This window comes from Buttiauxella sp. WJP83 (genome assembly GCF_027594725.1).
GTDB classification, from domain to species: domain Bacteria; phylum Pseudomonadota; class Gammaproteobacteria; order Enterobacterales; family Enterobacteriaceae; genus Buttiauxella; species Buttiauxella selenatireducens.
Genome location: NZ_CP110080.1, coordinates 101,437 through 120,898, shown reverse-complemented (window position 1 = coordinate 120,898; position 19,462 = coordinate 101,437). Strand labels below are relative to the sequence as shown.

Below are 19,462 nucleotides of genomic sequence, written 5' to 3'. Positions count from 1 at the left end.
TGACCCAGAATTGCCTGGGGTTTACTTCGCTACGGAAGAAGAACCGTCGGCATGCCACTGGAAGACACCAAATTCAAATCCTTTAAGATCGCCTTTCTCATCCCAGTTCAGCGGCCCAATCACGGTTTTCGCACCGTTTGCTTTTAAATCTTTGATTAAATCTGCAGGTTCTTCGCTACCAGTACGCTCAAGGGCAGTTGCCAGAGATTGCACCGCTGCGTAAGTGATCCACACGTACGGGCCGCTTGGATCTTTCTTCTCAGCTTTCAGCTCATCCACGATAGCTTTGTTCGCTGGGTCCTGGTCATAGCGTTTTGGCATGGTGACTAACATGCCTTCGCCCGCTGCACCCGCAATGTTGGACAAGGATGCGTTACCCACACCTTCTGGTCCCATAAACTGGGTTTTCAGGCCAACCGCACGTGCCTGACGCAGGATCTGGCCCATTTCCGGGTAGTAGCCACCGTAGTAGACGAAATCGATATTTTCTTTCTGCAGACGCGCAACCAGCGTAGAGAAGTCTTTATCCCCTGCGGTGATACCGTCGAAGAAGACGATATTCGCCCCGCCTTTTTTCAGGCCATCTTGTACAGAACGCGCCAGACCTTCACCGTATTGCTGCTTATCATGAATGATAGCGATGCGCTGCGGCTTAACGGTTTCAAGAATGTATTTAGACGCCGTCGGGCCCTGGGATGAATCCAGGCCTGCGGTACGCATAATCATTTTGTAGCCGCGGCTTGTCAGCTCTGGGTTAGTCGCACCTGGCGTGATCATTAGGATGCCTTCGTCTTCATAGATATCAGACGCAGGCTGAGTTGAAGAGGAGCAAAGGTGGCCGATAACATAGCGCACACCGTCGTTCACGATTTTGTTGGCAACCGCAACGGCTTGTTTTGGATCACAAGCATCGTCGTATTCAACGGCAACAAGTTTGTCGCCTTTAATGCCGCCCTTGGCATTGATGTCTTTGATCGCCTGGCGCGCACCGTTGAACTCCATATCGCCCCACTGCGCAACCGGCCCTGACATTGCACCAACAACGGCAACTTTAATGTCTGCCGCTGTTGCCGCGTGAGACACCGCCAAAGCAACAAACCCGGCGAGTAATGTCTTCGCGTTTACCTTCATTCTTTGAATCCCCATTTCTCGTGATTTTGTGGTTTTATTATGGTTAAAAAGCATGCTGTGCATTTTTTAACCTTTAACCATTTTTATGAGCGCCGTTAAGGGCTTAGCGTTAATATTTACAATATTTAAGGCTAAACTCTCTATTTTTCAGGCTATTAAGCAAAGATATTATTCTGTATTTGCTCATAGTTAAACAAAAAAAAGCAGCATTTTCAGCATAAAATAGCGGTACAAAGAGCGGAATAAAACACTAGGTTTTAGGGTTTTATACTGACCATTTTTCAATCCACCACTTATCAAGCTGGTATATGTTTGACGCAAAAATTAATCGTCTGGTATATGGCAGATAAAAGATAAAGCGTCTGACGCAAATAAATTGGTTACACTCGGGGTTTTCCCGCTTTTTGGTTAGCTCGCTTATGAAACTCACCATCATTCGTCTGTTTGAGTGTAGTGCTCAGGATGAGATCGATCTTGCAAAGATCTGGCCGGAATATTCCAGCGCTTCTCTGACCCTCAGTGATACTCATCGTATTTACGCTGCAAAATTTAACGACAGGCTACTGGGCGCGGTTCGCGTCACACTGGCTGATTCTGAAGGCGCTTTAGATTCGCTGCGGGTGCGGGAAATTACGCGCCGCCGTGGCGTTGGACAATATTTAGTGGAAGAGGTGATTCGTAATAATCCTGACATCACCCGATGGTGGATGAGCGACGTCGGTGTGGAAGACCGTGACGTTATGACGGCGTTTATGCTGGTGACAGGATTTAAAGCTCAGACGGGTGGTTGGGAGAAGTAGCCCTCACCCCGGCCCTCTCCCCCAGGAGAGGGAGGAAACCGATCCAGTCCCCTCTCCCTGAGGGAGAGGGTTAGGGTGAGGGGGAAAATTACTTAGCGTCAGTCGCCGTGCCGTTCGCATGCCAGGTAAACACGCCGAACTCAAAGCCTTTCAGATCGCCTTTCTCATCCCAGCTCAATGGCCCCATTACGGTTTCAACCGAGCTGCCTTTCAGGTATTTAGCGATTTCAGCAGGATCTTCTGACTTGTTCAGACCCGCTGCCAGCGATTGCAGTGCCGCGTAAGTCGTCCACACGAAAGCACCGCTTGGATCTTGTTTCTTCGCTTTAATCGCATCTACAACCGGTTTGTTCGCAGGAACCTGGTCGTAGTTCTTCGGTTTGGTGACTAACATGCCTTCAGCAGATTCGCCGGCAATGTTAGACAGAGAAACGTTCGCCACGCCTTCTGGTCCCATGAATTGGGTTTTCAGGCCTGCCGCGCGAGACTGACGCAGGATCTGACCCATTTCTGGGTGATAACCACCGTAATACACGAAATCGATGTTTTCTTTCTTCAGACGCGCAACCAGCGTGGAGAAATCTTTCTCACCTGCGGTGATACCGTCAAAGAACACCACGTTCGCGCCGGCTTTTTTCAGGTTGTCCTGAACAGAGCGAGCCAGGCCTTCGCCGTACTGTTGTTTGTCATGAATGACCGCGATATTTTTCGGTTTTACATGCTCAAGAATGTATTTTGCAGCCGTTGGGCCCTGATCAGAGTCCAGACCGGTGGTACGCATTGTCAGTTTATAACCACGCGCGGTCAGCTCTGGAGCCGTTGCCGCAGGTGTAATCATCAGAATACCTTCGTCTTCGTAAATATCAGACGCAGGCTGAGTGGAAGAGGAGCACAGGTGGCCGATAACATATTTGATGCCATCGTTTACCACTTTGTTGGCGACGGCTACCGCTTGTTTCGGGTCACAAGCATCGTCATATTTGGTGATAACCAGTTTGTCGCCTTTGATACCGCCTTTGGCATTAATATCAGCAACCGCTTGTTCTGCACCGGTAAATTCCTGGTCGCCATATTGTGCAACAGGGCCAGACATCGCCCCAACTACCGCAACTTTAATGTCCTTAGCAAATGCCGCGTTGCTCATCGCAAGCGCAATACAACCAGCCAATAATGCTTTGCCCTTCATATTCATCCTGAGAATCCCCATTCTTGTTGTGATTGGTATTTGTTGTGTTGTTTTGGCACTGTTTTATTTTTGAGGTGGAGATAACCGCGCAGGCCTTCGCCGCACTCCGTGCTAAAAACATACCCGAATTTGCGGCTTTTGGAATAACAATTTTTTCACATGAGGAAGGGAAAGTGACGGGCATAAAAAAACCGCCCTAAAAAAGGCGGTTTTTATGTCTGGCTGAAGAACTTACGCTTCGATGGCCATGCGCAGTTTTTTCATGGCGTTCTTTTCAAGCTGGCGCACACGCTCAGCGGAGACGCCGTAGCGGTCGGCAAGTTCTTGCAGCGTGCTTTTGTTGTCTTCATCAAGCCAACGTGCACGGATAATATCCTGACTACGCTCATCCAGGCCCATCATCGCATCGCTGAGTTTATCAGCCGCGTGTGATTCCCAGTTGTCGTCTTCGATGCCATCGGCAAAGTTAGAAGACTTATCCTGCAAGAACAGCACTGGAGCCATTGGCGCGCTGTCTGAGTCGTCGTCATTACCCATGTCAAACGTCATGTCCTGCGCCGCCATGCGAGATTCCATCTCACGGACATCTTTGCTGGAAACACCCAGCTCGTTGGCGACCATTTCAACTTCATCCTGGTTGAACCAACCCAGACGTTGTTTTGTTTTACGCAGGTTAAAGAACAACTTACGTTGTGCTTTAGTGGTTGCCACTTTCACAATACGCCAGTTACGCAGCACGTATTCGTGAATTTCAGCTTTGATCCAGTGCACGGCAAACGACACCAGACGGACACCCACTTCAGGGTTAAAGCGACGTACAGCCTTCATCAGGCCGATGTTACCTTCCTGAATCAAGTCAGCCTGCGGTAAGCCATAGCCCGAATAATTACGAGCGATATGAACAACAAAGCGCAGGTGAGACAGGATCAGCCTTTTCGCTGCTTCCAGATCGCCCTGGTAATGCAGCTTTTCAGCCAGCTCCTTCTCTTCCTCAGCCGTCAACATCGGCCAGGAGTTAGCGGCCCGGATATAAGATTCCAGGTTACCAACAGGGGCTAGAGCTAAATTTTGCATTTCTTTGGTCATTCAAACCCTCTCTTAGAGACTAACGTACAGGTTGCTACACCGTGCTGCACCTGACTCCACGTCAAGCGCCAAACCGTACCACTCACAGTAAACTCAGACAGTGATGCTATCCACAAGTTCACTGTAAAGCTGTGCATGTATTACACACAAAATGTGACAGAGCTATGAAACTGGGCAGGAGAAACACATAACCGAGGTGGGAGCGTGTCCCCTGCTGACGGGTACTTCGTAGCAGGGGACAAGTATACCAAAAAAATTTTACTCTGGGGTAAAACGACGTAAATGTTGCACGGTTGCGATCCAGGCAGCCAACCAGCCGCTCATGGAAGCGACCAGCAACAGCAGAAGACATTCGTCGAATCCTAAGCCTGTGAGATCAAACTTAGTGCCAAACACTTGTGCAACTTCAGTCACCGCAGAGGACAAACGTAACACCAAAATTTCAGACAAGATAAGCGACAGGAACGCACCGCTGAACCCTAACAGCGCACCGCCATAGAGGAACGGGCGCAGAATAAATCCATCTGTGGCACCGATCAGTTTTTGCACGTTGATGGTATCGCGACGAGCAAAGATGCTCAGGCGTACGCTGTTACCAATCACCAAAAACACCGCCGCAACCATCAGAACACCAATCATTGCAGCCACGCGGCCTACAAGACCCGTCAGCGAGGCAAGACGGGCGAACCAACTGTCATCCATACGGACTTCATCGACACCGTTTATCCGCGCCACGCGATCGCGCAACGTATTCAGATGGTCGGTAGTCTGGAAATCCAGTTTTGGATTCACCACCGCGACAGCGGGCAGCGGGTTTTCTTCCAGCATATCCAGCGCGCCACCAAAGCCCGACCAGTTACGGAACTCGCCAAGCGCTTCGTCACGCGAAAGATAATTAACTTTATCGACGCCCTCTTCCGCCTGAATCGCGCCCACAACTTGCTGCGCGGCATTATCATCAAGCGCTTTATCGAGATAAACCGTGATTTGCGGGGAAGGATAATACTGTGTGGCGGCCTGATTGACGTTCTTGTAAACGATGTAGCACACGCTAGGCAACGTCAGGGAGATGGCAATAACCATGACCGTCAGGAAAGTGGCTAATGGCTTGCTACGCAAATCCTGCAAAGCGCCCTGCCAGGCATAGCGGAACTGCTCATTCACGCCGCCCTTAAGAGATTTGCTTTTCGATTGAGGACCTTTGCCGCGTTTTTTCACCGAACGGCCTAAATCCCCTAACTTATTGAGCGAGTTGATTTTATCCAGCTTGTTGCTGAAGCGCTTTATGTGATTGAGCGCGCTGCGTTTATTCACCTGCAAGGCCTCCATGCAAATGGCCGTCACTTAGGGTCAACATGCGATAATTACGGCGAGAAATCAGCCCCATATCGTGCGTCGCCATCAGAACCGTCACCCCAACGCGGTTAAACTCCTCGAACAGACGTAAAATCCCTTCTGAGAGCGCATCATCAAGGTTACCGGTCGGTTCATCCGCCAACAGGACCGCAGGCTTATTTACAACAGCACGTGCAATACCCACGCGCTGTTGTTCACCACCCGAGAGTTGGATTGGGAAATTCTTCGCTTTATCGAGCAGGCCGACTTTATCCAGTGCCGCGCTAACGCGGCGGCGAATATCTTCGCCGCTAGCACCCGCGATGATCAGCGGGATAGCTACGTTGTCGTATACAGTTCTGTCCATCAACAAATGGTGATCCTGGAAGATCATACCAATCTGGCGACGAAGGAACGGCACTTCGCGGCTCTTGAGGCGGCTAATGTCATGACCGCCAAAAGAGATCTTGCCGGCACTTGGCCGCTCAATACCGCAGATAAGCTTGAGCAGGGTACTTTTCCCGGCTCCTGAGTGACCGGTCAGAAAAGCCATCTCGCCTGGTTGCATATGGAAAGTCACTCCCTGCAACGCTTGTCTCCCGCCGAGATAGGCCTTACTAACGTGTTCAAAGCGAATCATGGTTAATCCTCTCGGGCAAAAAGTGCCTCAATAAAATCGCCCGCATTAAACGGACGCAAGTCCTCAATACGCTCGCCGACGCCAATGTAGCGAATCGGAATACCAAACTGATCGGCAACGGAGAAAATCACGCCGCCTTTGGCTGTACCATCCAGTTTGGTTAGCGTAATGCCTGTCAATCCAACGGCTTCATGGAACAATTTAGCCTGGCTAATCGCGTTCTGACCCGTGCTGGCATCGAGAGTGAGCATAACCTCATGCGGTGCGTCTACGTCCAGTTTTTTCATGACACGGACGATTTTCTTCAGCTCTTCCATCAGGTGCGCTTTGTTCTGCAAACGCCCTGCTGTATCCGCCAAAAGAACATCGACGTTGCGCGCTTTCGCCGCCTGAATCGCATCGAAAATCACAGACGCGGAGTCGGCACCCGTGTGTTGAGCGACCACCGGAATGTTATTGCGCTGGCCCCAAACCTGGAGCTGCTCAACCGCTGCGGCACGGAACGTATCGCCCGCGGCCAGCATGACAGATTTGCCTTCTTGCTGGAACTGACGCGCCAGTTTGCCGATAGTCGTGGTTTTACCCACCCCGTTGACGCCCACCATTAAGATAACAAACGGAGTTTTGCCTTCAACGTTCAGCGGCTCATCGACTTTCGCCAGAATTTCGCCCATCTCTTCTTTCAGCAGGCCGTATAACGCTTCGGCGTCACGCAACTCTTTGCGGCTCGCACCTTCTGTCAGATTGGCGATGATTTTGCGCGTCGTTTCGACACCCACATCGGCGATAAGCAACTGCTCTTCGAGCTCTTCAAACAGATCATCATCGATTTTCTTGCCACGGAACAGACTGATAAATCCGGAACCGAGGTTCTGTTTGGTCTTTATTAAGCTGCGTTTGAGGCGCGCAAAGAAACCTTCTTTGGTTGGTTTCTCTTGTTCTTGTTGGAGCTCTTCTTCAGCCTGAATTTCTTCGGCTTCTTCTGGTTCCAGCTCGACCGGCACGTCTTCAACGGCATCGGCGGCAACAGGAATCGCTTCAATCAACTCTTCTTCGACAACAACGTCTTCTACCGCAAGAATGGCGACTTCTTCAGGTTCAACAAACGTTTCAACCTCAGTTTCAACCACCACGGGTTCGTGTTCTGGCTGCCACTCTTCTGCCTGCTGTTCCTGCACAATCTCAGGTGTGAGATCTTCTTGAACCGGTAATTCTTCATGCTCAACAGCAACTTGCGCCGTGACTTCCGACTCAGGCTCTGGGGTGATTTCTGGCTCAGCCACCTGCGTTTCGCTTTCAGCGAGTTTTTCAGTGACGTCGACGATCTCTTCTGCGAAGGCTTCTGGTTCTTCGTGCTTATCAAGCACAACGGGTTCAACATCAGTCAGCGTTTCTGGCTGAATTTCAGGTTGAACCTCAGTTTGGATTTCTGGCTTTGCTTCTTCTGGCTGTGCAGTTTCTTCGGTCGCTTGCGGTTGTTCAGGCTCAGTAACCTGCTCAACAGCTTCTTCTACAACCGATTGTTCTTCAGCTACTTTTTGTTCTGGTTCTTGTTCAGAAGCCTGCTCTTTCTGGCCAAAGCCTAGCCATGAAAAAAAGCCACGTTTTTTCTCTTTCGCCATTTGCGAACACACTCCTCGCTGTTAATTCATGGCACAGGCCCGATTGAGCTTGCCACGGGCACTGAAAATAATTATCAATGAATGCATTAGTCTATCACTTTCCCCGCTTTACACACACCGTTACACTAGACGGCAAGAAATTGCATCGCAGTGAGTCTCATGAAAAAACCGCAATCTACTGGCACAGGCCAGATCCGTATAATTGGCGGCCAATGGCGCGGCCGTAAACTGCCCGTCCCTGACAGCCCAGGCCTGCGTCCAACGACGGACAGGGTGCGTGAAACGTTGTTTAACTGGCTGGCACCAACGATGGTTGACGCCACGGTGCTGGATTGTTTTGCCGGAAGCGGTGCGCTGGGGCTTGAAGCGTTATCACGCTACGCAAGCCGTGCAACGCTGCTGGAGATGGACCGCCATGTTTCACAACAGCTGCAAAAAAATCTCGCCACGCTAAAAGCAGATAATGGGAAGGTGGTGAATACCAATACGCTCAATTTCCTGGCACAGCCTGGCGAACCGCACACTATCGTGTTTGTTGATCCGCCATTTCGCAAAGGGTTGCTGGACGAGACATTAGCGCTGTTAGAGAGCAATGGCTGGCTGGCAGATGAAGCACTGATTTATGTTGAAAGTGAAGTTGAAAACGGCATGCCCGCGGTACCAGCAAGCTGGTCGCTGCATCGTGAAAAAGTCGCAGGACAGGTCGCTTACCGTTTATTTAGTCGTGAAATTTAAGGAGCGATGTCATGCTAATTAATATAGGCCGTTTGCTGATGCTGGGCGTCTGGGGATTTTTGCTATTAAATATTTTCCATCCGTTCCCGCGGCCGCTGAATATCTTTGTTAACGTCGCGCTGGTCTTCACCGTGTTGATGCACGGGATGCAATTGGCGTTGTTGAAATCGACCCAGCCGAAAGACGCCCCACCGCTGAGCCGTGCTCAACAAATTAAGATTTTCATCTTTGGTGTATTTGAACTGTTGGTCTGGCAGAAAAAACTCCGTCAGGGCAAATAAAATCACTCAGGGATGAAGCCAACAAAGCGCGTCCCTTTGTACTGCAACATGCCTTTATCACCTACGCTCACCGAGTGGTATTGCCCTGCCGTTACTCGCATTTTCAGCTCCAGGCCTCCACTTTGTGGGCGAAACCAGATCTCATAGCGCATCGTATCTTCAACCGGGGTCACCTGGCGTTGCCTTGAGCGTCTTTCATTGGTCGGTGTTTCACGTTTTGTCGTGACCTGGACGCTTCTTTGCATCACGGGGGCAGCATCATTTTCCGCATTCTGGCGGCGCTGCTGCACAAAGCGAAACGATGCTGCAACGACGATGATCGCCACGACGGTAATGAAGAAAAGTGGCATTTTACTCATGGATTTATCTCGATTTGTCAGGCACTTTTAAGAATACCCTGCCGTTCAGGAAATTGTCATTAAGCTTAAACTTTACGGTAGATTAACTAACAGACAAGGGACTCGCCATGCTTTGGTCTTTTATCGCTGTATTCTTTTCCGGATGGCTGTATGTAGATGCCTCCTATCGTGGTCCAACCTGGCAACGCTGGGTCTTTAAACCCGTCACCCTGCTCCTTTTGCTGCTGCTGGCCTGGCAAGCGCCGATGTTTAACGCGACGGGATATTTAATTGTTGCCGGCCTTCTGGCCACGCTACTGGGCGACGCGCTAACGTTGCTGCCAACTCAGCGCATGCTGTACGCAATCGGGGCATTTTTCCTCTCACACCTGCTGTATACCCTCTATTTTGCCAGCCAGATGACCTTTAGTTTGTTCTGGCCTTTACCGCTGGCGTTGTTAATTGTCGGGGCTTTATTAGTGGCGGTAATCTGGACGCGCCTCGAGACGTTCCGCTGGCCGATTCTGACGTTTATCGGCATGACGCTTGTGATGGTGTGGCTTGCAGGTGAGCTGTATTTCTACTTGCCAACGCGCCCAAGCTTCTCGGCCTTTGTCGGCGCGACACTGCTGCTGTTAGGTAATATTGTTTGGTTAGGTAGCCATTACCGCCGCCGCTTTACCGGTGACAGCGCCATTGCCGCTGCCTGCTATTTTGCGGGCCACTTTATGATTGTCCGCGCGTTGTATATCTGACCTGTCGGGCGGTTTTTTCCGCCCATCGAACTTCCCTCTTGACTCTGGAGTCAACTCCAGAGAGTAACATGGGTAATGAGAACATTATCATTACCCAGGAGGGCATATGCTCAACTCCCCTAAACCACCGCAATTTGCTAAGGCAAAATTAAGTCCATTGCCTGCACAAACATCCTCCTGCTGTAACAATGATGCCTGCTCTGCAGAACCAGAAATGGAGACGATCCCAGATACCGGCGAGCGCTATAGCTGGCTGGTTGATGGTATGGATTGCGCCGCCTGTGCCCGCAAAGTTGAAAATGCGGTAAAACAATTGGCTGATGTACAGCGCGTCCAGGTGCTTTTCGCCACGCAAAAACTCATGGTGACTGCCGGGAGTGATATTCGCCCACAGGTTGAAAAAGCGGTTAAAGCCGCTGGCTACAACCTGAGAAACAGCACCGCTCCGGCCCCGAAAACATCCAGCCTAAAGGAAAACTTACCGCTCATTTTGCTGATAGTCATGATGGCGCTGAGCTGGGGTCTTGAGCAATTTAACCATCCATTTGGCAACATGGCGTTTATCGCCACCACGCTGGTTGGCTTGTGGCCGATAGCCCGCCAGGCGGTGCGCCTGATACGCAGCGGTAACTGGTTTGCCATCGAAACCTTAATGAGCGTCGCGGCCATTGGCGCGCTGTTCATCGGCGCGACGGCCGAAGCGGCGATGGTACTGTTGCTATTCTTAATTGGCGAACGTCTGGAATCTTACGCCGCCAGCCGCGCGCGCCGTGGTGTGAGCGCATTAATGGCGCTAAAACCCGAAGTCGCCACCCGCATTCGCAACGGTGAACGAGAAACTGTCGCTCTTGGCGATTTACGCCCGGGCGATGTTATCGAAGTGGCTGCCGGTGGGCGTTTGCCTGCGGATGGTCGACTTTTAACACCCTTTGCCAGTTTTGATGAAAGCGCACTAACCGGAGAGTCCATTCCGGTCGAACGCCAACAAGATGAAAAAGTGCCTGCGGGCAGCACCAGTGTCGACAGGCTGGTGCAGATGGAAGTGATTTCCGAACCAGGCGACAGCGCCATTGACCGCATCCTGCGTTTAATTGAAGAAGCGGATGAGCGCCGTGCGCCGATAGAACGCTTTATCGACCGTTTCAGTCGGATATACACACCCATCATTATGGGGATCGCGCTACTCGCAGCGATTATTCCTCCCCTGTTTTTCGGGCAGAGCTGGGATGAGTGGATTTACAAAGGGTTGGCGTTGTTACTGATTGGCTGCCCATGTGCGCTGGTGATCTCTACCCCAGCGGCGATTACCTCCGGACTGGCAGCCGCTGCTCGGCGCGGTGCATTAATCAAAGGCGGGGCGGCACTCGAACGATTGGGTAAAATTCAGCATATTGCTTTCGATAAAACCGGCACATTGACCGCAGGTAAACCGCAGGTCACAACCATTAAAGCGCAGGGTGAACTTAGCGAAAACGCGCTATTGGCCCTCGCGGCTGCCGTAGAATTCGGTTCCTCACACCCGTTAGCGCAAGCCATTGTGCGTGAAGCGCAAAGCCGCGAGCTGACATTGCCGAACGCCAGCGCCCACAGGGCGTTAGCAGGGATCGGGGTCGAAGCAACGATTAACGGCGAAACGCTGTTACTGAGCGCGCCTGGCAAACTCACGGAAAACGTTCTCGACGCCACCTGGCACCAGCGCATTACCCAGCTTGAGGCTGAAGGCCAAACGGTCATTACCGTGGTGCAGCAAAATCGCTTACTCGGCGTGATTGCACTACGCGATACCCTACGCCGCGACGCCAAACAGGCAGTCGCTGACCTGCAAAAAATCGGGGTTCAAAGCGTGATGTTAACCGGCGATAACCCGCGAGCGGCGGCGGCAATCGCGCAAGAATTGGGGATGGATTACCGCGCCAGTCTGCTGCCAGCCGATAAAGTCAGCGCAGTCAATGAACTCAACGCCCGTTCATCGCTTGCGATGGTGGGTGATGGCATCAACGATGCACCAGCCATGAAAGCAGCAACCATCGGTATCGCCATGGGTAGCGGCACGGATGTCGCACTCGAAACCGCCGATGCGGCCCTGACGCACAACCGTCTGACTGAGCTTGCCGGAATGATTAATCTGGCTAGGGCAACACATAATAATATTCGCCAGAACATCACTATTGCATTGGGTCTGAAAGGGATTTTCCTGGTCACCACATTGCTGGGCATTACGGGGTTATGGCTTGCCGTGTTGGCCGATTCTGGTGCGACGGCGCTGGTTACAGCGAATGCTTTGCGCCTGTTGCGTAAGAAGTCATAAAAAAAGTCGGGTGACGTGACACGCTCACCCGACCTTAGCTATGAAGGAATTAATTCATTCCTAACGCATGTGGCAGCCACAACGAAACTGCCGGAATGTAGGTCACCAACCCCAGCACCACCAGCAATATGCCGTAAAACGGCAGCATAGCGCGTACCACCACTTCTATTTTCTGTTTACTCACGGCGCTGGCAACAAAGAGCACCGAACCCACAGGTGGTGTGATCAAGCCAATGCCAAGGTTCACCATCATTATCATGCCGAAATGAACCGGGTCGATACCCAACGAATTGGTCACTGGCAATAATACGGGTGTGAGGATCAGGATAATCGGTGCCATATCCATCAACGTGCCAATCAGCAGCAACATGATGTTGATATACATCAGAATCACATACTTATTGTCAGACAGCGACGTGAAGAAGTCCGTGATACGCGAAGGCAACTGCATGTAAGTCATGACTGCGCCGAACGCCGAGGCAAAACCAATCAGAATCATTACGATAGAAACGGTTTTTACCGTGCGGAACATCAGCTTTGGCAATTCGCACCACTTGTAGTCACGGTAGATAAACATGGTCACGAAGAACGCCCAAACGCAGGCTACTGCCGCCGACTCTGTTGCGGTAAATACCCCAGACAGAATCCCACCGAGAATAATGACGACTGTCATCAACCCCCACAGTGCGTCGAACAAAATTTTCACGGCTTGTTTAAAGGGGATGCGTTCGCCTTTCGGGTAACCACGTTTATGGGCAAAACCCAGGCACATCACCATCAGGCAAAAACCAAGCAACAATCCCGGCAACACTCCGGCGATAAACAGCGTGGCAATAGATACCGTGCCTCCTGCCGCCAGTGAGTAAATCACCGAGTTGTGACTGGGCGGGATCAAAATCGCCTGCACCGATCCACTTGCCGTGACGGCCGCTGCATATTCGCGTGGATAACCCTTTTTCTCCATTTCTGGGATCATCACGCTACCGATGGAAGCGGTATCCGCTACCGACGATCCTGAAATCGCCCCGAAGAACGTGGAGGCGACGATATTCACCAACGACAACCCTCCGCGAATAAACCCCACGAAGATATAAGCAAAGTTTACCAGGCGACGGGCAATACCCCCTTCAGCCATTATCGCCCCAGCCAGAATGAAGAACGGGATCGCCAGCAGGGTAAATTTGTTTACCCCGCTGGTGATTTGAATCATGATCGCTTCCAGCGGCAAATCTATCCATAACGCACCCACAATGGCGCTTAGCCCAACGGCAAAGGCTACAGGCATTCCCACCGCAAGCAGTACCGCAAGTGTTGCTAATAAAATAAATGCGTCCATGTTATCCCCTGGTTTTAACCGTGATTACCCAGCAACACGACTGGACGGTTCTCTTGAGTGCCAAACAGCAAACGCTCGACAACAAACAGAATCAGTACAATTGCGCCTATGGGCAGCGGAAGGTAGGTTTGGCCAGACGTGAGGAGTGGAAATTCTGCAACAGGTTGCTCCCACAAATCGGCGCACAGGTAGAAGCTGTAATAGAAAATGACCAACGAAATGATCAGCATCAGCACATCGACAATGCGCGCACAAAACGTCTGCCATGAGAGCGGCAAGCGGTCTGTCAGCATATTCACGGCAATGTGCGAACCGGCGCGATAACTCACCGCCGCGCCGATAAACGTGAAGGTCACCATGCAGATTATCGCCACCGGTTCCGGCCAGGACTCACCACGGTTCAGGACATAGCGCGAGAAAATCCCAATCGGAATAATAATGGTCATGACGAGCAGAGACAGTCCGGCAACAATCATCGCCAGCAAATAAACTTTATCCATCAAATCTGAGTAGCGTTGGGACATAAGATGCCCTCCACGAAAGCGTTAGCGACAAAAGTTATTGAACATCGGCGATGGCTTTCATCAGATCCTGATGCTTATCACCGTATTCCTTACGAACCGGCTCAGTCGCTTTTACAAACCATGCTTTATCGATTTCGTGGAACTGAACGCCACCCGCTTTCATTTTTTCCAGTGCTTGTTTGTTGTAGGCATTCCACAGTTCACGCTGTTCCATTTGCGTTTCACGCGCCAGTTTGAGGATTTTTTGCTGCTGATCAGGCGTTAATTTGTCCCACTTCACTTTGGAATAAAGCAGCATTTCAGGGGTGATAAAGTGACCGCTCAGAGTGTAGTTTTTGGCAACGGGCATGTAGTTGTGGGCAATAAATGTTGGCGGGTTGTTTTCTGCGCCATCGATAACTCCAGTTTGCATCCCGCTATACACTTCACTCACGCCCATAGCCACTGAGTTTGCCCCCATGTCTTTGAGTGTTGCCAGTGCGACAGGGCTGCCCTGCACGCGGATTTTCATACCTTTAAGATCTTCCGGCTTCACAACAGGATTTTTAGTAATCAGGTTACGAGTGCCGGAGTCCATCCAGCCAAGGAACACCAGCCGGGATTTCGGGTTATTCGTCAGCTTGTCGCCAATTTGTTGACCCAGGGAGCCATCGATCACTTTATGCATATGATCTTCATCGCGGAATACATACGGGAGGGTGAAGACTTCAACATCCGGAAGAATGGCAGCAACGGGAGCCATCGACACACGGATCATATCGATTGCCCCCATCTGCGCTTGCTCAATCAACTGTTTTTCATCCCCGAGCACGCCGCTTGGGAAAACTTTGATCTCCATGTCCCCATTGGTTTCTTGCTTAAGTTTTTCACCCATATGCTGAACCGCGACCACATTTGGATAACCTTCTGGATGGACGTCGGCAGCTTTTATCACTTGTGCCAACACAGAGGGCGCAAACAGAACTGACGCGGTAGACAAACATAAACCAGCAAAAGCAGGCAGAAAGGTCTTCTTCATTGTGTCGCTCCAGCAGAGGTAGAATTTTAGGGGAAGAAATAAAACAATGTTTTAATTAATCGATTAAAAATTAGACTACGTGGAGAAAAGCATGGGTGAAGCGCTTCACAAAAAGTGACAAAAAATGAAATTGAGGTTCAGCGGAGATGCAAAGAGGGTTCAGAAGCCCAAAGCGGGGAGCAAAGGGCTATCGCGCAGTTACTGGCCTTTGCGCAGCAAATACTGGTAAGGCAATGATTCTACTTGTTTAGCCAGCAGCTCATGCTCCATAAAAATGCAAAATCCGGGGATGTCGCGCGTCGTCGCGGGGTCGTCGGCAATGACCAGCAGCGTTTCACCAGCCTGCATATTGCGGACAGTTTTGCGCACCATCATTACGGGTTCCGGGCAGCGCAGGCCCATGGCATCTAGCGTGTGGTCAGGATTGGCGAACAAATCGGTCATGAGCGGTCTCACATTTAACAAACCGCGCTAGTTTACCCCCGGCAAATTATCGCGCAAGTGACGTGAACGATTGCGCTAAAATTAACCGTTGCAATGACAGACTAAAACAGTATCATCGCCCCGCTTTCAAAAGCAGTAACTGGGTTCCCTCACCCCATCACACTAAAAAGGCTACAATATGACGCAGTTCAATTCTATTCAGCGCACTAAAGCGCTGTTCTGGCTATCGCTATTCCATTTGCTGGTGATCACTTCCAGTAACTATCTGGTGCAATTACCGGTGTCGGTATTGGGTTTCCACACCACTTGGGGCGCGTTTAGTTTTCCTTTTATCTTCCTCGCGACTGACCTGACGGTACGTATCTTTGGCGCACCTTTGGCACGACGGATTATTTTCGCCGTGATGCTGCCTGCGCTGATTATTTCCTACGGTATTTCTGCGCTCTTTTATATGGGCACCTGGCAAGGGTTTGAAGCGTTAACGCACTTTAACCTGTTTGTCGCCCGTATCGCTGTCGCCAGCTTTATGGCTTATGCCCTTGGGCAGATCCTGGATGTACACGTATTTAACCGCCTGCGTCAAAGTCGCTACTGGTGGCTTGCACCGACAGCATCTACATTTTTAGGCAACATCAGCGACACGCTGTCCTTCTTCTTCATCGCCTTCTGGCGCAGCCCGGACGTGTTTATGGCGCAGCATTGGGTCGAAATCGCTATCGTTGATTACTGCTTTAAAGTGCTCATCAGCATCGTATTCTTCTTGCCAATGTATGGCGTACTGCTGAATATGTTGTTGAAACGGCTCGCAGAAAAATCTGAAAATTCGGCGTTGCAGCCGGGTTGACCGTGGTTGAATTATCTTGTGATAAGATGCTGAGATAGGCCGCAAAGGCTGGCTAACATAAAGGAAGAAGTCATGGGTAACCTGGTAAAATATGTCGGTATCGGCCTGCTGGTATTGGGCCTGGCCGCTTGCGATAACAACGACAGCAAAACGGCAACGACTAATGAAGCGGCAGCATCAGCTAGCGGTCAGCCGGTAAGTTTGCTGGATGGGAAAATCAGCTTTGCACTGCCTGCCGATATGACTGACCAGAGCGGTAAACTGGGCACTCAGGCAAATAACATGCACGTCTATTCTGATGCCACTGGCCAAAAAGCCGTGATTGTGATTGTCGGCGAGAACACGCCTGACGATTTAGCCGCTCTGGCGAAACGCCTTGAAGATCAACAGCGTGCCCGTGATCCACAGTTGCAAGTTGTGACCAATAAATCCATCGAGATCAAAGGCCATACTCTGCAACAGTTAGACAGCATTATCTCGGCAAAAGGCCAGACCGCTTACTCATCCGTTATTCTGGGTAAGGTCGATAATCAGCTGTTAACGATGCAGATCACCCTGCCTGCTGATAATCAGCAACTGGCGCAAACTGCCGCTGAAAACATCATTAATACCATCACCATCAAGTAATTATTGTTGGGACGATGACATGGCCTCCGGTTGCTCAATCGGGGGCCTTTTTTTTAGCTTCCACGCCATAAGCAATGCGATAAAGACCAGTGCCGCAGCAGCCAGATAAATCATCGATACCCCCGCGTAAGCCATCATAAATCCAGCCAGTGGCCCGGTAATCCCCAGCGATAAGTCCATAAACACGGTGTAAGTGGCCAGCGCACTGCCCTGATTTTGTTGCGGTACCCTTTTTACTGCCACCACACCCAGCGCCGGGAACACGAGCGAGAAGCCCGCCCCGGTCAGAAATGTACCTGCTTTTGCCATCCATGGGACGACCGCAAAACCGACCAGCAGTAACCCGATTATCTCGACCGAGAAGCAAATCATCGCCACATTCAGACCGCCGAACCGGTTAATTCCGTTTGGGAAAAGCAAGCGAGTCCCTACAAATGCACAGCTAAACAGAGTTAGCGCAAAGGCCGCACCGTCCCATCCTTTGGCATCGTAAAACAGCGTGATAAAGGTGGCGATAACCCCAAAACCTGCCGATGCCAGCGCTAATGCCATACCGTATGGCCAGACGCGCCCGAGCACCGCACGAAATGGCAGCGGCTTGCTTTTGCTGGCTTTCACCGCAGGACGAGGAAGTGCCAGCAGCACCGCCACCAGCGCGACCGCCATAACCATTCCGGCTAACAACTCAAGCCTGCCAAAATGGTAGATCAGCACTCCCAGCGGTGCGCCCATCGCCATCGCACCGTAAGTGACAATGCCGTTCCAGGAAATCACTCGCCCAATATGCAACGACCCCACCACGCCGACGCCCCAAAGCGTTGAACCGGTGCCTGCAAAACTTTGCCCTATCCCCAGAATCACGCGGCCAAAACAGAGCAGCACCAGGCTCACGAGCGGCCATGCGCTGCCAAACGCCGCCAGCATGTAGCTCGCGCCACTCAGGAAACAGCCGCATAAGCCGAAGATGACGATTTTTTTCGGGCCCAGAATATCCGCGTAACGCCCGGCGTGTGGACGACTCAGCAAAGTGGCGAAATACTGAAGACTTATCACCAACCCCGCCCAAAACGCGCTGTATCCCATCACGTCGTGAACGTAACCGGGTAGCACCGCGAGCGGCAGGCCAATCGTCATGTAGCTGGCAAAATTGAACATCACTACAGAGACAATCTGTAGATTGAGACGGAAACTGCTTACGGCGGGGGCGGGTGTGAGGTCAGGCATGCTCATTCACTTTTAAAACAGCGTTCCCCAGTATACCCACTTCGGGTTTCACATTTCAGCCACAGACTTTCAGACTTGCCCTGCGAGTAAGAAATAAACGAGGCGCTACACTGAAAGGATCCCTCGCACACAGGATCTCTCCATGCCCTCTCCAGAACCCGATAAAACTGGGCTTCACATTCTGCTAAAACTGGCCGCACTGGTGATTATTCTTGCCGGGATTCATGCCGCGGCAGACATCATCGTCCAGCTCTTGCTGGCACTTTTCTTCGCCATTGTGCTTAACCCGCTGGTCACCTGGTTTATTCGTCGGGGAGTGAACAGGCCATTGGCAATATCCATTGTCGTATTTGCCATGTTAGTGGTGCTGACAATGCTGGTTGGCGTGTTGGCTGCATCAATGAGCGATTTCATCGACTTGCTGCCTAAATACAGCAAGATGCTGACGCAGAAGGTATCCGATCTCGAAAAAATGCTGCCATTTATGCATCTGAGATTATCGCCAGAACGCATGTTGCAGCGCATGGATTCAGAGAAAGTGATGGCTTATGCCACGACGCTGATGACCGGCCTTTCAGGCGCGATGGCCAGCATTCTTCTTCTAGTGATGACCGTCGTGTTCATGTTGTTCGAGGTACGCCACGTTCCGTATAAGTTGCGCTTCGCCCTGTCCAATCCGAAAATTCATATCGCCAGCTTGCACCGAGCACTCAAAGGCGTCACGCATTACCTGGCGCTAAAAACACTGATAAGCCTGTGGACAGGACTGATTATCTGGCTTGGGCTGGAACTGTTAGGCGTGCAATTTTCCCTGATGTGGGGCGTGCTCGGCTTCTTGCTAAATTACATCCCCAACATTGGCTCGGTGATTTCCGCGATACCGCCAATGATTCAGGCATTTTTGTTTAACGGAACCTACGAAATGGTTCTGGTGGGCGGGCTGTTCCTTGCGGTGCATATGGTGCTGGGGAATATCGTTGAGCCGCGCATGATGGGCCGCGGCCTCGGGATGTCGACCTTCGTGGTGTTCTTGTCGTTGCTGTTTTGGGGCTGGCTACTCGGCCCGGTTGGGATGTTACTTTCAGTCCCTCTCACCAGCGTGTGTAAAATTCTGATGGAAACCACGCACGGCGGCGGCAAGCTGGCAGTATTACTGGGCCCTGGGCGTCCCAAAAGTCGATTGCCGGGATAGGCTCACTATTTGCGTGGTGGTAAGTTAAGGTACATT

20 protein-coding genes are annotated in these 19,462 nt (G+C 51.3%); 8 read left to right on the top strand and 12 right to left on the bottom strand.

Features of this window, described 5'->3' with window-relative positions; genetic code table 11:
• Positions 1-21: 21 nt before the first annotated feature.
• A complete protein-coding gene (gene livK / locus OH773_RS00535) occupies positions 22-1,131 on the bottom strand; it encodes a high-affinity branched-chain amino acid ABC transporter substrate-binding protein LivK (protein ID WP_270142056.1) in 1,110 nt (369 codons plus the stop codon).
• Positions 1,132-1,550: 419 nt separating this feature from the next.
• On the opposite strand from livK, the gene panM reads away from it, so the two are divergent.
• Positions 1,551-1,931, top strand: a complete 381-nt coding sequence (panM, locus tag OH773_RS00530; protein WP_270142054.1) for an aspartate 1-decarboxylase autocleavage activator PanM — start codon at positions 1,551-1,553, stop codon at positions 1,929-1,931.
• A gap of 88 nt (positions 1,932-2,019) precedes the next feature.
• Here the strand turns inward: panM and OH773_RS00525 are convergent, their stop codons facing one another.
• The 5 genes from OH773_RS00525 to ftsY form a co-directional block, all read right to left on the bottom strand.
• The gene (locus tag OH773_RS00525; RefSeq protein ID WP_270142052.1) at positions 2,020-3,123 is read right to left on the bottom strand and encodes a branched-chain amino acid ABC transporter substrate-binding protein; all 1,104 of its coding nucleotides are present in this window, start codon (positions 3,121-3,123) and stop codon (positions 2,020-2,022) included.
• A gap of 225 nt (positions 3,124-3,348) precedes the next feature.
• Positions 3,349-4,203, bottom strand: coding sequence for an RNA polymerase sigma factor RpoH (gene rpoH, locus OH773_RS00520; protein ID WP_183272141.1), 855 nt, complete (start codon positions 4,201-4,203; stop codon positions 3,349-3,351).
• A 258-nt stretch (positions 4,204-4,461) separates the two neighbouring features.
• On the bottom strand, positions 4,462-5,517 hold the full coding sequence (gene ftsX / locus OH773_RS00515; protein WP_270142050.1) for a permease-like cell division protein FtsX: 1,056 nt from the start codon (positions 5,515-5,517) through the stop codon (positions 4,462-4,464).
• Positions 5,510-6,178: a cell division ATP-binding protein FtsE gene (gene ftsE / locus OH773_RS00510; protein WP_016538586.1), complete on the bottom strand. Its 669-nt coding sequence runs from the start codon at positions 6,176-6,178 to the stop codon at positions 5,510-5,512. Before ftsE ends, ftsX begins: the two co-directional genes overlap by 8 nt.
• Before the next feature lie 2 nt (positions 6,179-6,180).
• Positions 6,181-7,800, bottom strand: coding sequence for a signal recognition particle-docking protein FtsY (gene ftsY / locus OH773_RS00505; protein ID WP_270142045.1), 1,620 nt, complete (start codon positions 7,798-7,800; stop codon positions 6,181-6,183).
• Positions 7,801-7,959: 159 nt separating this feature from the next.
• Between ftsY and rsmD the strand changes: the two genes are divergently transcribed.
• Entirely contained in the window at positions 7,960-8,535 is a 576-nt protein-coding gene (rsmD, locus tag OH773_RS00500; RefSeq protein WP_270142043.1) for a 16S rRNA (guanine(966)-N(2))-methyltransferase, read from the top strand.
• An 11-nt stretch (positions 8,536-8,546) separates the two neighbouring features.
• A complete protein-coding gene (locus tag OH773_RS00495) occupies positions 8,547-8,816 on the top strand; it encodes a DUF1145 family protein (RefSeq protein WP_183272137.1) in 270 nt (89 codons plus the stop codon).
• A gap of 2 nt (positions 8,817-8,818) precedes the next feature.
• Here the strand turns inward: OH773_RS00495 and OH773_RS00490 are convergent, their stop codons facing one another.
• Entirely contained in the window at positions 8,819-9,175 is a 357-nt protein-coding gene (locus OH773_RS00490; protein WP_270142041.1) for a DUF2500 domain-containing protein, read from the bottom strand.
• A gap of 107 nt (positions 9,176-9,282) precedes the next feature.
• Between OH773_RS00490 and OH773_RS00485 the strand changes: the two genes are divergently transcribed.
• Together OH773_RS00485 and zntA are read left to right on the top strand one after the other, a co-directional pair.
• Positions 9,283-9,909: a lysoplasmalogenase gene (locus tag OH773_RS00485; protein ID WP_270142039.1), complete on the top strand. Its 627-nt coding sequence runs from the start codon at positions 9,283-9,285 to the stop codon at positions 9,907-9,909.
• 106 nt (positions 9,910-10,015) lie between these two features.
• Positions 10,016-12,217 carry a Zn(II)/Cd(II)/Pb(II) translocating P-type ATPase ZntA gene (gene zntA, locus OH773_RS00480; protein WP_270142037.1) on the top strand — a complete coding sequence of 734 codons (2,202 nt, stop codon included), beginning with the start codon at positions 10,016-10,018 and terminating at the stop codon, positions 12,215-12,217.
• A gap of 49 nt (positions 12,218-12,266) precedes the next feature.
• On the opposite strand, the gene OH773_RS00475 is transcribed toward zntA, so the two are convergent.
• The 4 genes from OH773_RS00475 to tusA form a co-directional block, all read right to left on the bottom strand.
• Positions 12,267-13,553 (bottom strand): TRAP transporter large permease, encoded by a 1,287-nt coding sequence (locus OH773_RS00475; protein WP_270142035.1) that lies wholly within the window; start codon positions 13,551-13,553, stop codon positions 12,267-12,269.
• A 14-nt stretch (positions 13,554-13,567) separates the two neighbouring features.
• Positions 13,568-14,077, bottom strand: coding sequence for a TRAP transporter small permease (locus OH773_RS00470; RefSeq protein ID WP_270142033.1), 510 nt, complete (start codon positions 14,075-14,077; stop codon positions 13,568-13,570).
• A 34-nt stretch (positions 14,078-14,111) separates the two neighbouring features.
• A complete protein-coding gene (locus tag OH773_RS00465; RefSeq protein ID WP_270142031.1) occupies positions 14,112-15,095 on the bottom strand; it encodes a TRAP transporter substrate-binding protein in 984 nt (327 codons plus the stop codon).
• Between the two features lie 198 nt (positions 15,096-15,293).
• The gene (tusA, locus tag OH773_RS00460; protein WP_183272130.1) at positions 15,294-15,539 is read right to left on the bottom strand and encodes a sulfurtransferase TusA; all 246 of its coding nucleotides are present in this window, start codon (positions 15,537-15,539) and stop codon (positions 15,294-15,296) included.
• A gap of 178 nt (positions 15,540-15,717) precedes the next feature.
• Here tusA and OH773_RS00455 point away from each other — a divergent pair, with 178 nt between their 5' ends.
• Complete coding sequence (locus tag OH773_RS00455) at positions 15,718-16,383, top strand: 7-cyano-7-deazaguanine/7-aminomethyl-7-deazaguanine transporter (protein WP_270142029.1); 666 nt, start codon at positions 15,718-15,720, stop codon at positions 16,381-16,383.
• Between the two features lie 72 nt (positions 16,384-16,455).
• On the top strand, positions 16,456-17,010 hold the full coding sequence (locus tag OH773_RS00450; RefSeq protein WP_270142027.1) for a DcrB family lipoprotein: 555 nt from the start codon (positions 16,456-16,458) through the stop codon (positions 17,008-17,010).
• On the opposite strand, the gene OH773_RS00445 is transcribed toward OH773_RS00450, so the two are convergent.
• Positions 17,011-18,234, bottom strand: a complete 1,224-nt coding sequence (locus tag OH773_RS00445; RefSeq protein ID WP_270142023.1) for an MFS transporter — start codon at positions 18,232-18,234, stop codon at positions 17,011-17,013.
• 142 nt (positions 18,235-18,376) lie between these two features.
• Between OH773_RS00445 and OH773_RS00440 the strand changes: the two genes are divergently transcribed.
• Positions 18,377-19,426, top strand: coding sequence for an AI-2E family transporter (locus tag OH773_RS00440; protein ID WP_270142020.1), 1,050 nt, complete (start codon positions 18,377-18,379; stop codon positions 19,424-19,426).
• The last annotated feature ends 36 nt before the right edge of the window (positions 19,427-19,462 follow it).